General features: G+C 69.1%; 13 protein-coding genes. 5 read left to right on the top strand and 8 right to left on the bottom strand.

The genetic code is table 11. From position 1 onward, the window contains the following. Positions 1-81: 81 nt before the first annotated feature. Positions 82-1,506, bottom strand: a complete 1,425-nt coding sequence (locus AB0H43_RS33165; protein ID WP_360005930.1) for a glycosyl hydrolase family 18 protein — start codon at positions 1,504-1,506, stop codon at positions 82-84. A 91-nt stretch (positions 1,507-1,597) separates the two neighbouring features. On the opposite strand from AB0H43_RS33165, the gene AB0H43_RS33160 reads away from it, so the two are divergent. Next, on the top strand, positions 1,598-2,236 hold the full coding sequence (locus tag AB0H43_RS33160) for a class I SAM-dependent methyltransferase (protein ID WP_360005928.1): 639 nt from the start codon (positions 1,598-1,600) through the stop codon (positions 2,234-2,236). On the opposite strand, the gene AB0H43_RS33155 is transcribed toward AB0H43_RS33160, so the two are convergent. Further along, positions 2,233-2,754 (bottom strand): MarR family transcriptional regulator, encoded by a 522-nt coding sequence (locus AB0H43_RS33155; RefSeq protein ID WP_360005926.1) that lies wholly within the window; start codon positions 2,752-2,754, stop codon positions 2,233-2,235. The two genes, AB0H43_RS33160 and AB0H43_RS33155, sit on opposite strands and share 4 nt — an antisense overlap. Positions 2,755-2,848: 94 nt before the next feature. Here AB0H43_RS33155 and AB0H43_RS33150 point away from each other — a divergent pair, with 94 nt between their 5' ends. Together AB0H43_RS33150 and AB0H43_RS33145 are read left to right on the top strand one after the other, a co-directional pair. Then, entirely contained in the window at positions 2,849-3,700 is an 852-nt protein-coding gene (locus tag AB0H43_RS33150; protein WP_360005924.1) for an NAD-dependent epimerase/dehydratase family protein, read from the top strand. Between the two features lie 67 nt (positions 3,701-3,767). Beyond that, positions 3,768-4,115: an ATP-binding cassette domain-containing protein gene (locus AB0H43_RS33145; protein ID WP_360005922.1), complete on the top strand. Its 348-nt coding sequence runs from the start codon at positions 3,768-3,770 to the stop codon at positions 4,113-4,115. Positions 4,116-4,204: 89 nt separating this feature from the next. On the opposite strand, the gene AB0H43_RS33140 is transcribed toward AB0H43_RS33145, so the two are convergent. The 3 genes from AB0H43_RS33140 to AB0H43_RS33130 form a co-directional block, all read right to left on the bottom strand. After that, the gene (locus AB0H43_RS33140; RefSeq protein ID WP_360005921.1) at positions 4,205-5,254 is read right to left on the bottom strand and encodes a LacI family DNA-binding transcriptional regulator; all 1,050 of its coding nucleotides are present in this window, start codon (positions 5,252-5,254) and stop codon (positions 4,205-4,207) included. Between the two features lie 74 nt (positions 5,255-5,328). Then, positions 5,329-6,441 carry an arabinogalactan endo-1,4-beta-galactosidase gene (locus AB0H43_RS33135; protein WP_360005919.1) on the bottom strand — a complete coding sequence of 371 codons (1,113 nt, stop codon included), beginning with the start codon at positions 6,439-6,441 and terminating at the stop codon, positions 5,329-5,331. 261 nt (positions 6,442-6,702) lie between these two features. Continuing rightward, on the bottom strand, positions 6,703-7,959 hold the full coding sequence (locus AB0H43_RS33130) for an MFS transporter (RefSeq protein ID WP_360005917.1): 1,257 nt from the start codon (positions 7,957-7,959) through the stop codon (positions 6,703-6,705). A gap of 80 nt (positions 7,960-8,039) precedes the next feature. Between AB0H43_RS33130 and AB0H43_RS33125 the strand changes: the two genes are divergently transcribed. Beyond that, complete coding sequence (locus AB0H43_RS33125; protein WP_360005915.1) at positions 8,040-8,585, top strand: hypothetical protein; 546 nt, start codon at positions 8,040-8,042, stop codon at positions 8,583-8,585. Positions 8,586-8,685: 100 nt separating this feature from the next. On the opposite strand, the gene AB0H43_RS33120 is transcribed toward AB0H43_RS33125, so the two are convergent. The 3 genes from AB0H43_RS33120 to AB0H43_RS33110 all read right to left on the bottom strand — a co-directional run bounded on the left by AB0H43_RS33120 (position 8,686) and on the right by AB0H43_RS33110 (position 9,967). Beyond that, positions 8,686-9,129, bottom strand: coding sequence for an SRPBCC domain-containing protein (locus tag AB0H43_RS33120; RefSeq protein ID WP_360005913.1), 444 nt, complete (start codon positions 9,127-9,129; stop codon positions 8,686-8,688). 87 nt (positions 9,130-9,216) lie between these two features. Next, positions 9,217-9,546: a metalloregulator ArsR/SmtB family transcription factor gene (locus tag AB0H43_RS33115; protein WP_360005911.1), complete on the bottom strand. Its 330-nt coding sequence runs from the start codon at positions 9,544-9,546 to the stop codon at positions 9,217-9,219. Beyond that, the gene (locus AB0H43_RS33110) at positions 9,533-9,967 is read right to left on the bottom strand and encodes an SRPBCC family protein (protein WP_360005909.1); all 435 of its coding nucleotides are present in this window, start codon (positions 9,965-9,967) and stop codon (positions 9,533-9,535) included. Before AB0H43_RS33110 ends, AB0H43_RS33115 begins: the two co-directional genes overlap by 14 nt. Before the next feature lie 237 nt (positions 9,968-10,204). Between AB0H43_RS33110 and AB0H43_RS33105 the strand changes: the two genes are divergently transcribed. Further along, positions 10,205-11,446, top strand: coding sequence for a glycosyltransferase (locus tag AB0H43_RS33105; RefSeq protein ID WP_360005907.1), 1,242 nt, complete (start codon positions 10,205-10,207; stop codon positions 11,444-11,446). Position 11,447 lies beyond the last annotated feature (1 nt).

Raw genomic sequence — 11,447 nt, 5'->3', positions numbered from 1 at the left:
GGGGCCGAAGTCTAGAACGGCCCACCGACAAAGCCGGAAACCCTCCGAAGTGGAGGATTCCCGGCCGTGCGGTGACCTGGGTCAGCGCCCCTGCAGCGCCTTCACGTTGTCGCCGAAGGTCCAGCCCTTCGAACCGTCCCAGTTAATGGACCAGGTCATCAGGCCCTTCAGCCCGCTGACGCTGTTCCAGCACTGGGAGACCGACGACGGCGCCATGTAGCCGCCGCCCGCGCCGGACTGGGCCGGCAGACCGGGAACCTGCTTGTCGTAGGGGACCCGGATGGTGGTGCCCTGGATGACCAGGCCGGTGTTGAGGCACTGGGTCTGCACGGTGAAGCCCTGCACGGTCCCGGCCGAGTAGGAGTCGCCCGAGCAGCCGTACATGCTGCCGTTGTAGTACTGCATGTTCAGCCACCACAGCCGGCCGTTGTCGGCGTACTTCTTGATGATCGGCAGGTAGGCGCCCCAGATCGAGCCGTAGGTGACGCTGCCGCCGGTCACGTACGCCGTCTCGGGCGCCATCGTGAGCCCGAAGTTCGACGGCATCGCGGCGAGGACGCCGTCGATGATGCGGATGAGGTTCGCCTGGGACGCCGACAGCGTGGTGATGCTGCCGCTGCCGCTGAGGCCGGTCTCGATGTCGATGTCGATCCCGTCGAAGTTGTACGTCTTGAGGATCGGCACGATCGTCGCGATGAACCGGTCAGCGACCGTCGACGAGCTGAGGTCGATGCCGGCCGCCGCGCCGCCGATGGACAGCAGCAGCGTTGCGCCGGCCGCCTTGGCGGCACACATCTCGGCCGGGGTCGAGACCTTGACGCCGGCGTCCATGCCGTTCTCCCACAGCGCGGTGCCGTCCGATCGGATCACCGGGAACGCCGCGTTGATGACGTTGTAGCCGTGGGCGGCGATCCGCGAGTCGGTGATCGGGATCCAGCCCATCCCCGGGTGTACGCCGTTCGACGCGCCGTCCCAGTTCTCCCAGTACCCCTGGAGCACCTTGCCCGCCGGGCGGGACTTGACCGCACAGGTGGATCCCGTCGAGGTCGGACTCGGCGACGTGCTCGGTGAGGTGCTGGGGGACGCGCTCGGGGACGTGCTACGCGTCGGCGACGTCGACGGAGAAGGGGAAGTCGACCGGGTCGGCGACGTGGAGGGCGACGCCGACGGGCTGGACGTCGAACCCGAGCACGTGCCCAGGTCCTTCCAGAGCGACGGGGTCGCCGCCGGGTTCCACCCCGCCCCCACGTACGCGGTGTGCCCGACGAGCGCCTCGTAGAGGTGCCCGGTGTAGGTGACCTTGTCACCCGCCTTGTAGGTGGTGCCCTCGGCCCAGGCGGCGTAGCCGGAGCAGGAGACCGCGGTGGTCTCGGCGGCCTGGCCGGTGGGGGCGATGACGACGGCCGTGACCAGGGTGGTCGCCAGCGAGATGGCGAGGGCGAGCAACAGCCGCCCCCGGTGGGAGCGCACCGGTCCACGGCGCGCGGGAAGCGAGTCGTTCCACATCCCGCAATTATTAAGAAAGCTTACTTTAAATGTCTATCTCTTCGAGCGTGCCAATATCCGCGATCGGTCTTCGCGGACTATGGTCGTGATCATGGCGACCGACGGCTGGCTGGCCGAGACCCGGATCTCTTACGACACAGTGGCGGCCAGCTACGCCGATCAGGTCCGCGACGCCCTGGACGACAAGCCCTACCTGCGGAACGCGCTGACGCTGTTCGCGGATCTCGTCCGCGCCACCGGAGGCGGCCCGGTCGCCGACGTCGGCTGTGGACCGGGGCACATCACGGCGTACCTGCGGGATCTCGGGGTGGACGCGTTCGGCGTCGACCTGTCGCCGGGGATGATCGAGGTCGCCCGGCGAGAGCATCCGGGACTGCGGTTCGCCGTCGGGTCGATGACGGAGTTGCCGCTCGCCGACGCCTCGGTCGCGGGGCTGCTCGCGTTCTGGTCGGTGATTCACATCCCCGACGAGCTGATCCCGGCGGTGTTCACGCATTTCCGGCGGGCGCTGCGACCCGGCGGGCCCCTCCTGGTGGGGTTCCACGTCGGGGAGGGTTCGCGGCTGAAGACCGAGGGCTACGGCGGGCACCCGATGAAGGTCCACGTCCATCGGCGACGTCCGGACCAAGTGGCGGAACGGTTGCGGGAGGCGGGATTCACCGTCGAGGCGACGCTGACCCTCAGCCCGTACGCCGAGGTGCCCGGCGGCGTCGTCTTCGCCCGCCGCTAAGGCACGTCGCCGAAGGAGATCAGCAGCTTGCGCAGCGTCGCCTCCAGGTCGCGGCGTTCGCCGGGGCTGAGCGCGGCGAGCATCCGCTCCTCGTTCGCCATGTGCCCGACCAGGATGGCGTCCACCGTCTCGCGGCCCTGCGTCGTGAGCCGGATCAGCACCGTACGCCGATCGCCCGGATCGCTGCGGCGCTCGACCAGTCCTCTGCCTTCCAGGCGGTCGATGCGGTTCGTCATCGCGCCCGACGTCACGAGGGCCATCTTGAGCAGCGCCCCGGCGCTGAGTTCATACGGCTTGCCGGACCGGCGCAGCGTCGCCAGCACGTCGAACTCCCAGCGCTCGAGGTCGAAGCCGGCGAAGTGCGTCTTCAGGGCGCGCTCGAAGTGGCGTGACAACCGCGAGATGCGGCCGACGATCTGGATCGGCGACACGTCGACGTCCGGGCGTTCCGCCGCCCACTGACCGATGACCGCGTCCACGGCGTCGGGCTCGCCGGCGGCTTTATTCCGGGTGCTCACGAGACGAGTATCTCAACGTTGAACTACTTGACGTCAAGGGGTCTCCGGCGTTCGATTATCTCAACGTTAAGATTCTCAAGAAAGAGGAATCACGATGAAGGTCCTGGTGATCGGCGCGACCGGGTACATCGGCTCGGCCACCGCCCGGAAGTTGCGGCAGCGGGGTCACGAGGTGGTGGCGCTGGCTCGGGAAGACCGTGCCGAAAGCCCTTACGAGGTGCGCGTCGGCGACCTGACCCGGCCGGAAACGCTGGCAGCCGCGATCGGCGACGACATCGACGCGGTGGTCAACGTCGCCACCTCGAGCGGTGATCGGGCGGCCGACCAAGCCGCCACCGCGGCGCTCGTCGACGCACTGGCGGGACGCGTACTGGTGCAGACGAGTGGCATCTGGGTGCTCGGGCGGACCGGACGGGAGCCGGTCACCGAGGACGCGCCGGTGAATCCGCTGCCGATCGTCTCCTACCGGCCGCTGATCGAGCAGCAGGTGCTGGCGGCGGCGGAGCGCGGCGTACGGTCGGTCGTCATCCGGCCGGGCATCGTCTATGGCAACGGCGGCGGCATCCCGGCGCTGCTGCTCGACCTCGCCCGCAAGCACGGCGTCGGCCGCTACTTCGGCGATCCGGGGACGCGGTGGCCCATGGTGCACGTCGACGACCTCGCCGACCTGTACGCCCTCGCCGTCGAATCCGCTCCGGCGGGCACCCTGCTGCACGGCGTCGACGAGCCGGCGGTCTCCGTGGTCGCCTTGGCCGCCGCGACCGATCTGGCCGCCGGTGGGACTGGACGGGCGGAGCTGTGGCTGCGGCCGGACGCCTCGGCCACCCTCGGTGAGCCGTTCGCCGACGCGCTCGCCCTCGACCAGGCGGTCAGCGGCGTACGCGCCCGGGATCTGCTGGGCTGGCAGCCCACCGATCGGGACGCGGTCCGCGACCTGCACCGCTGACGACCACTGGGCGGGACCGGCGTCCGGGCAGTGACGCTGGTCCCGCCCGTCCCACTACCGTGCCGGGATGAGCACAGTGCTGTCGCTGCACGAGGTGACCTTCCGCCGGGACGGCAAGCAGATCCTCCACGGGATCACGCTGGGCGTCGGCCCGGGCGAGCACTGGGCGCTGCTCGGGCCGAACGGGGCGGGCAAGAGCACGGTGCTCGGCTTCTGCGGCGCGGTCACCCATCCCACCAGCGGTACGGTGCACGTGCTGGGAGAGCAGCTCGGCCGGGTGGAACTGCAGGCGTTGCGGCGCCGGATCGGCCACGTCAACCCCCGGCACCCGCTGCGGTCGCCGCTGACGGTCGCCGAGGTCGTGCTGACCGGAGTCACCGGCACGATCGAGGTGCCGTCCCGGACCGCTTCGTGATCATCGCGTCAGCCATGCTGTTTACTCGGGCATTTCGCCGCGCGAAACAGCATGGGTGACGCAATGATCACGCGAAAGAGGGAGGGGAGTTAGGCGGAGGCGCGGCGTACGAGGGAGACGGGCACTGTGACGGAGTCCGGCGTACGCCCGTCGAGCAGGTCGAACAGCACTCGCACGAGTTGCCGGCCGACTTCTTCGATCGGCTGGCGTACGGTCGTCAACGCGGGCACCGTGGACCTCGCGATCACCGAGTCGTCGAACCCGCCGAGCGCCACGTCGGCCGGCACACGCCGCCCGGCGTCCCGCAACGCGGCCAGCGCGCCCGCCGCGAGCAGGTCCGACGCCGCGAAGACGGCATCCACATCGGACGCCCCCGCCACCAGCGACCGCATCGCCGCCTCGCCGGCGGCCAGGCTGTACTCCGTCGCGGGCACGACGAGGCCCGGATCGAACCGGTCGCCGAGCACGTCCTGGTAGCCGAGGAGGCGCTCGGCCCCGCCCGAGGTGTCCTGCGGCCCGGTGATCATGCCGATCCGGCGGCGGCCCAGGTCGAGCAGGTGCCGGGTCAGGAGGCGACCGCCCTCGCGATCGTCGGCCGCCACGAAGCGGAAGTCGGCGGTGTGGTCCAGCGGCTTGCCGCACACCACCACCGGCAGCGCGCTGTGCGCGAGTTCGGTCACCAACGGGTCGCCCCGATGCGTCGACACCAGCAGTACGCCGTCCACGTGGCCGGAGCGTACGTAGGCCGAGATGCGGTTGCGTTCCTCGTGGTCGCCCGCGACCATCAGCACCAGCGACGCGCCCCGGGCGGCGGCCTGCTGTGCCGCCGCGCGGGCCAGCGTATTGAAGTTGGGGTCCTCGAAAAGCCGCTCATGCGGCTCCGACAGCACGAACGCGATGGCGTTGGTACGCCGTGTCACGAGACTGCGGGCGTGATGATTCACGACGTATCCGGTGGTCCGCATGGCCTCCCGGACGGCCGCCTCGGCGGCGTCGCTCACGTCGTGGCCCCCGTTGAGGACCCGGGACACCGTCCCGCGGGAGACCCCGGCGATCCGCGCCACATCCTCCATCGTCGGCCCGGTCCGTTGGGCCCGCCGGGCGGCGCCACGGGACTTCGGATGGGGAGGCTGGCTCACGAGACGAATCATATGCAGGCCGGCCCCCGGCAGTACGCCCAGCGCAGTGCGCTGCGCTGGGCGTACGAGTCGATCTAGGGTTTGAACTCGGACATGGCCGGGAGCGCGTGGCTGGAGAAGTCGAACAGGGTCATGTTCTCCCAGCTGTCGCCGGTGGCCGTGTTGTCGGGGTCCCAGCCGTTGCCGGTGACCGCGGTCCAGGTGGGTTCCCACCAGAACGCGCCGAGGCCCTTGCCCCCGGGCACGTTCCGGACCGCCTGGAGCACGTCGCGCAGGTTCTTCTGCTGGCCCGACTTCGAGGCGGGATAGCCCGCGAGCAGCATGTCGCGACTGCAGCAGACGTTGCCCTCGTTGTCGGCCCAGTCGAGGGTCCACGGGTACGCGGTTTCCGCGACCACGACGGGCTTGTCGTACCGGGCCGAGACGTCGTTCATGTTGGCCTGCAGGGCGGAGATCGGCCCGTGCCAGATGCCGTAGTAGGACAGGCCGATGACGTCGAACTTCACGCCCTGCGCCACGGCGCTGTCGAACCAGCTGCGGTAGAGCGCGTTGTCGCCGCCGTCGGCGAGGTGGAGCATCACCAGCGCGCTCGGGTCGCAGGCCTTGACCGCGTCATAGCCCTGCTTGAGCAGCGCGCCGAGCTGCGCCCAGTTGCCGGTGCCGCCCTCCGGCCACAGCATGCCGGCCTGGATCTCGTTGCCGATCGAGATCATCGAAGCCGGGGTGCCCTGGGCCTTCAGGCTCGCGCACATGTCGTACGTGTAGGTGTACACATCGGACTGCAGCTGGGTGAAGGTGTGCCCGGCCCAGGCCGCCGGCTTGGTCTGGTGGGCGCCGTCGGCCCAGCGGTCGGAGTAGTGCAGGTTCAGGTAGAGCTTCATGCCCTGCGCTTTCACCCGCTGCGCCATGGCCAGGATCTTGGCCTTGTTGTTGTAGTTGATCGACGGGTTCACCCAGGCACGCAGCCGGATGTAGTTCACCCCGTGACTCTTGAGGATCTGCAGGGCGTCCGCGCGGGCGCCGCTCTCGGTGTAGTACGTGCCGCCGAGATCCTCGGAACGCTGGAGGCTGGAGACGTCGGCGCCCAGCATGGACAGTGGCGTGCCGGCCGCGTGGGCAGCGGTGGCTGGGACGGCGGTGACGAGGAGCAGTACCGAGATCGCGCTGCTGAGCAGGGTTCTTCGCATCTTTACTCCCTCGGGCGGGGGACCGTGAGCGCTCACGGTACACCTGTGCTCGTCTGTGCCGGAAGCCCTCATTTCCCGCCGTGTTGCGCGCCTTCTTTGCGCTGGATCAGGGTTCTCGGTCGAATCATGGGGCAAGATTCGACCGAGAACCCTGATCCAGCGCCAACGCGCCAACGCGCCAACGCGCCAACGCGCCAACGCGCCAACGCGCCAACGCGCCAACGCGCCAACGCGCCAACGCGCCAAAGGCGGCTGGGTGCGTTACGCCGAGACGGTCTCCAGTGGACGCTCGGCGTGCGGCTCCTCGTCGTGCGCGATCCGGGCGAGCTGCCGCCACAGCGCGACCACGAAGACCGCCGACCCCGCGAAGGCGAACCAGAACGGCGCGGTCACCCCGAACCGGGTGGCGAGTCCACCGCCGATCGCCGAACCGACGACGAGGCCGCCGTACACGCAGATGGTGTAGACACCGCCGACGCGTCCTTGCAGCTCCCGGGGGACTGCGCGCTGGCGTACCGTGATCGAGGTGGTGCCCCAGATGAAGGCGTGCGCCCCGAAGAGGAAGAAGATGCCGGCCGCGACCCAGGGCGAGCGGGTCAGTGCCAGGCCCAGGTGGGTCAAGGTTTCGATGATCAACCCCACCCGCATGATGTCGCCCAGGCTCACGTGCCGGGTGATCCAGCCGTACAACCCCGTCCCCACCAGGCCGCCGACCGCGCCCACCGTGGTCATCAGGCCGAACCCGACCGACCCGAGGCCGAGGCGATCCTGCGCGTAGAGGACCAGCACCGACCAGGCCGCGCCGAAGGTCACGTTGAAGATCAAAATCGTCAAGCCAAGGGTACGCACAGCGGCGTGGGACAGCGTCCACCGGAACCCGGCCGCCAGGTCCTTCCGCAGATTCCGGGATTCCCCACCGTCGGCCGACTGTCCGTGCGGTGGCAGCACCACCCGGGAGACGAGGAGCGTACCGGCGATCACGAGCAGCGTCTGGCCGAGGAACGGCCACGCCATCCCAGCCGCGAACAGGGCCGCGCCGAGCGGGGGCCCGGCGAGCTGATTGAGCGTGATGAACCCCGTCTGGATCCGGGAATTGGCGAGGGCCAGATCGTCCCGGCTGACCAGCATCGGCGTCAGCGTCGCCGTCGTATTGTCGGCGAACACCTCCGCCGTCGCCAGCAGACCCAACCCGGCCAGCGCCACAGCCACCGTCGCCGTCCCGGTGGCGACCGCCGTCACCAACACCGCCAGGATCACCACGCGTACGGCGTTGGCGGTCAGCACGATCCGGCGCCGATTGTGCCGATCCGACAGCACCCCGGCGTACAAGCTGAACACGAGCGGCGGGGCCCACCCCAGCAGCGCGGCCACGGAGATGAGGAACGGCTCGTCGGTCAGCGAGGCGACCAACAGCGGACCGGCCGCCATCGCGATGCCGTCGCCGAAGTTGGTCGTCCACGACGACGCCAGCAGCCAGCGGTAACTTGTCCCCAGCCGGGCCGGCACGAGCTTATCCATCACAAGATCCGAACCTACGTGGCCCGCTGCGGCCCACCAAACCGGTTTCCCGGCGGGTGACGTCGGATAACCTGCCGATCATGCTCCGGAACAAGTGGGCGCTGTCGGCGCTGATCGTCGTCGGCCTGGTCGTGCTCTTCGGGTCGTTCATCGCCGTCCGCGACGACACCGCCCTGATCGGCGCCATGTCGGCGGCGGGAACGGTCGCCGCCGGGGTGTTCGCCGCGGTCGCCGCGTTCGGCTCGCTCCGTGCGGCCGCGGCCAGTAACGCCTCCGCCCAACGGGCGCGCGAGGCGATGGTCCGCGCCGTACGCCCGAACCTCGAACCGTCCGTGACGACGGCGGACATCACTCTGACCGGCAACGTCACCTGCACCGGGTACGCCGCGATCGACGTCACCGTCGTCTGGACGCTCGCCGACGGGGAGGCCATCACCGAGAGCGTGGCCCGGCTGGCGCCCGGCGAAGACCCGCTGACCTCGATGCTGCCGCAACCAGTCGACATGGTGTGGCTCGCCTTCGCCGACGAAGGCCGCGTCGGGAAGTGGCAGGACACCTGGCAAATGGGGAAGGATCCGCACAACCTGGGCCGCCTGACTCTGCTCGAGTCACGGCTCGTCGACTGACGCACCGCACCTTCAAGATCATCCTTCATGATCATGGTCAATTCCTTGTCGCCATGGCAACGTGGAAATGACCATGATCATGAAGGCGCGGTGTGTGGTGTCAGTGCCAGTTGCTGATCTGGACGTCGTCCGGCGCGGGCTCTCCCTTGCCGGTCTCGACGAACTTCTTGAGGCTCATCAGGAACGTGGCCCACTTGGTGGAGCAGTGGTTCATGAACTCCACCTCCTCTCGCCAGCCCTCGTGGCGGAAGAGGATGATCGTGAACTCGTCCTCCCGCTTGAGGTCGAAGCGGACGTGGGTGCCGATCCATTCGGCGGGGCCTTCGACGACCTCCCACAGGACCAGTTCGCCGGGGCGGGTGTCGAGGACCTTCATGTCGAATCCGCCCGGGATGAAGCGGAACTGCAGGATGCCGTCGTCGGTGGCCGAGGTGTCCCTCGTCCACCAGGCGGCCAGGCCGTCGATTGTGGTGAGGGCCGAGTAGACCTCGCTGGGCTCGGCGATGACGCCGACGCGGTGCAGGATGTCCATGGTGATGCTCATTTCTCGAGTGAGGTGTGCGCTGCTGGATGAAGGCGCGCGCCATCGGCGTCGCCCGCGGAGTGCGGAGACGCTTGCGGTCGCGGTCGGTCAGTCGAGCTGGCGTTGCAGGGCCGCCAGCGGCCCGTCCCAGTCGCGGGCGAGTGCCCCGAGGAACTGCTGAGCGATCTTCATCGGCGCGGAGTCCACCCGGTAGCGGACGCGGCGCCGTTCGCCGGGCTCGGCGACGACCAGGCCGGCCTCGGCGAGGAGGCCGAGGTGCTTGGCGATGGCCTGCCGGGTGATCGGCAGGCGCGCCGCCAGGTCGGTCGCGGTGGCCGGGCCGTGGGCCGCGAGCGTGGCGAGGATGCCTCGCCGGCTCGGGTCGGCCAGGGCGGTGAAGACCTCTTGCGCCACCGCCTCCAGGTCAGTGGTTTCCATCGAGGTACGCGACGAGCTCGCCGAGTTCGTTGGTCCACCCCTCGTTGTTGGCCGAGTACGCCTTCTTGTACTCGCCGTCGGGGAGTTGTGCGAATCCGGTCTCCACCATGGTCAGGGTAGTGCCGGAGCCGCTCGGCTCCAAGGTGAACTCGACGTAGGTGCGGCGCGGGTCGTCGGCGGGCAGGCCGTAGATCATCCAGGTGTAGCCGAAGACGTGCGGCGGCTCGACGCGCTCGATGGTGAGCGTGGCGACGTCGCCGCTGTCCCAGGTGAGCTTGGCCTGGCCGCCGACCCGGAGATCCACCTCGGCCTGCTGGCCGAACCAGGTGCCCAGGCCCTCGGCCGTGGTCAGCGCCTGCCAGACGCGTTCCGGGGCGTGCTTCAGCTCAAGGGTCCGCTCGATGCGGTCGGGAAATGCCATGACTGTTCTCCTTCGACGTCGCGAATAGTATCGCAACTACTCGGTTGCCTTCGACGTTATAGCAACCGACTGGTTGCGTCAAGCGAAGCGAGCGAGGCCGCAAGGCCGAAAACTATCGGCGTAAAAAGTGAGCACTTTCGATGCGACGTTCGGCAATCTTCCGGGAGATACTGGGTCGCATCTGGCAGACATGCGCGAGGACAACGGCGTCCTTGGCCACCTGACGAGGGGCTAGCCATGATCGACGCTATCGGAACGCCGAAGGTGTCCGTCGTCATTCCCACCTACAACCGAGCGGCGCTGCTGCGCCTCATGCTGGAGCAGCTGGCTCGGCAGACCCTCCCGAAGGCGGAGTTCGAGGTCGTCGTGGCCGACGACGGATCCGCCGACGACACCGCCGAGGTCGTGGCGGCGTTCCAGGACCGGCTCCGGCTGAAGTACTTCTTCCAGGAGGACGTCGGCGACCGGGTCAGCCGGGCGCGCAACGAGGGCGCGAAACTCGCCGATGCCGAGGTGCTCATCTTCCTCGACTCGGGGGTGATGATCTCCGCGGACCTTGTGGAACGGCACCTGGCGCTGCACCGGACGGGCGAACCGCTCTTCGTCTGCGGGTACGCCTGGGGCTACGACCCTCGGTTCCCGCCGATCGAGGATCTGCACAGGCGGTTGGCCGTCGAAACCCCCGAAGACGTGCTGGCACGCTATCGGGACGAGCCCGCCTTCCGCGACGTCCGCCATGAAGCCCTGGTGACCTGGGACTTCGAGATGAACGCCATGCCGCTGCCCTGGCAACTCGTCTTCGGCCTGAACATCTCGCTGCCGGCCGAGGTGTTCCGGCGGGTGGGCGGGTTCAACGAGGACATGACCGAATGGGGCTGCGAGGACCTGGAGATCGGGTTCAAGGCGCACCGGCTGGGCGTGCCCTTCCGGTTCGCGATGGACGCCTGGGTCATCGAGTGGCCGCACGAGCGGGACATGTCGGCCCGCTGGCCGCAGATGGTCGCCAACATGGCGAAGTTCCTGGTGGCGTACCCGGAACCGGTGATCGAGATCGGCTATGTCCTGTGCGCGGTGAACGAATACTGGCGCTGGGAGGAGACCTGGCTGGAACTCGGCCGGTGGACCGAGCAGGCGGGGACGATCGACGTGGCCGACGAGGTCGCTCGCGCGGTGGCCGACGTCGGCGCGGACGAGCGGATCGCCATCTTCGGCGCGGGTGGGACGTTGCCGCCGGGACTGCCCCCGGCGGTCATCGTCGACTTCGACGCCGAGCTGCTCGAGAAGGCGACCCGGGGTACGCCGCACACACCGTCGCACGCCGTCGGGGTGCGTACGGTGCTGCCGGATCAGTCGGTCGACCGGGTTCTCGTGACCTCCCGGCTGACCGGGTTGTGGCCGACCTGGTCCGACCACATCCTCACCGAGGCCGGGCGGATCGGCCGCCGGGTCGAGGTGCTGCACGCCCCGGCGGCCGGGTAGG

Source organism: Hamadaea sp. NPDC050747 (assembly GCF_040654195.1).
Taxonomy (GTDB): domain Bacteria; phylum Actinomycetota; class Actinomycetes; order Mycobacteriales; family Micromonosporaceae; genus Hamadaea.
The sequence above is the reverse complement of the archived record's forward strand: the minus strand, read 5'-3'. Positions and strand labels throughout refer to the sequence as shown.

Bases quoted from the DNA above. Each gene is read 5' to 3' on its own strand.
- AB0H43_RS33165 (WP_360005930.1), bottom strand. From the start codon at position 1,506: ATGTGGAACGACTCGCTTCCCGCGCGCCGTGGACCGGTGCGCTCCCAC.
- AB0H43_RS33160 (WP_360005928.1), top strand. From the start codon at position 1,598: ATGGCGACCGACGGCTGGCTGGCCGAGACCCGGATCTCTTACGACACA.
- AB0H43_RS33150 (WP_360005924.1), top strand. From the start codon at position 2,849: ATGAAGGTCCTGGTGATCGGCGCGACCGGGTACATCGGCTCGGCCACC.
- AB0H43_RS33145 (WP_360005922.1), top strand. From the start codon at position 3,768: ATGAGCACAGTGCTGTCGCTGCACGAGGTGACCTTCCGCCGGGACGGC.
- AB0H43_RS33135 (WP_360005919.1), bottom strand. From the start codon at position 6,441: ATGCGAAGAACCCTGCTCAGCAGCGCGATCTCGGTACTGCTCCTCGTC.
- AB0H43_RS33130 (WP_360005917.1), bottom strand. From the start codon at position 7,959: ATGGATAAGCTCGTGCCGGCCCGGCTGGGGACAAGTTACCGCTGGCTG.
- AB0H43_RS33125 (WP_360005915.1), top strand. From the start codon at position 8,040: ATGCTCCGGAACAAGTGGGCGCTGTCGGCGCTGATCGTCGTCGGCCTG.
- AB0H43_RS33120 (WP_360005913.1), bottom strand. From the start codon at position 9,129: ATGAGCATCACCATGGACATCCTGCACCGCGTCGGCGTCATCGCCGAG.
- AB0H43_RS33115 (WP_360005911.1), bottom strand. From the start codon at position 9,546: ATGGAAACCACTGACCTGGAGGCGGTGGCGCAAGAGGTCTTCACCGCC.
- AB0H43_RS33110 (WP_360005909.1), bottom strand. From the start codon at position 9,967: ATGGCATTTCCCGACCGCATCGAGCGGACCCTTGAGCTGAAGCACGCC.
- AB0H43_RS33105 (WP_360005907.1), top strand. From the start codon at position 10,205: ATGATCGACGCTATCGGAACGCCGAAGGTGTCCGTCGTCATTCCCACC.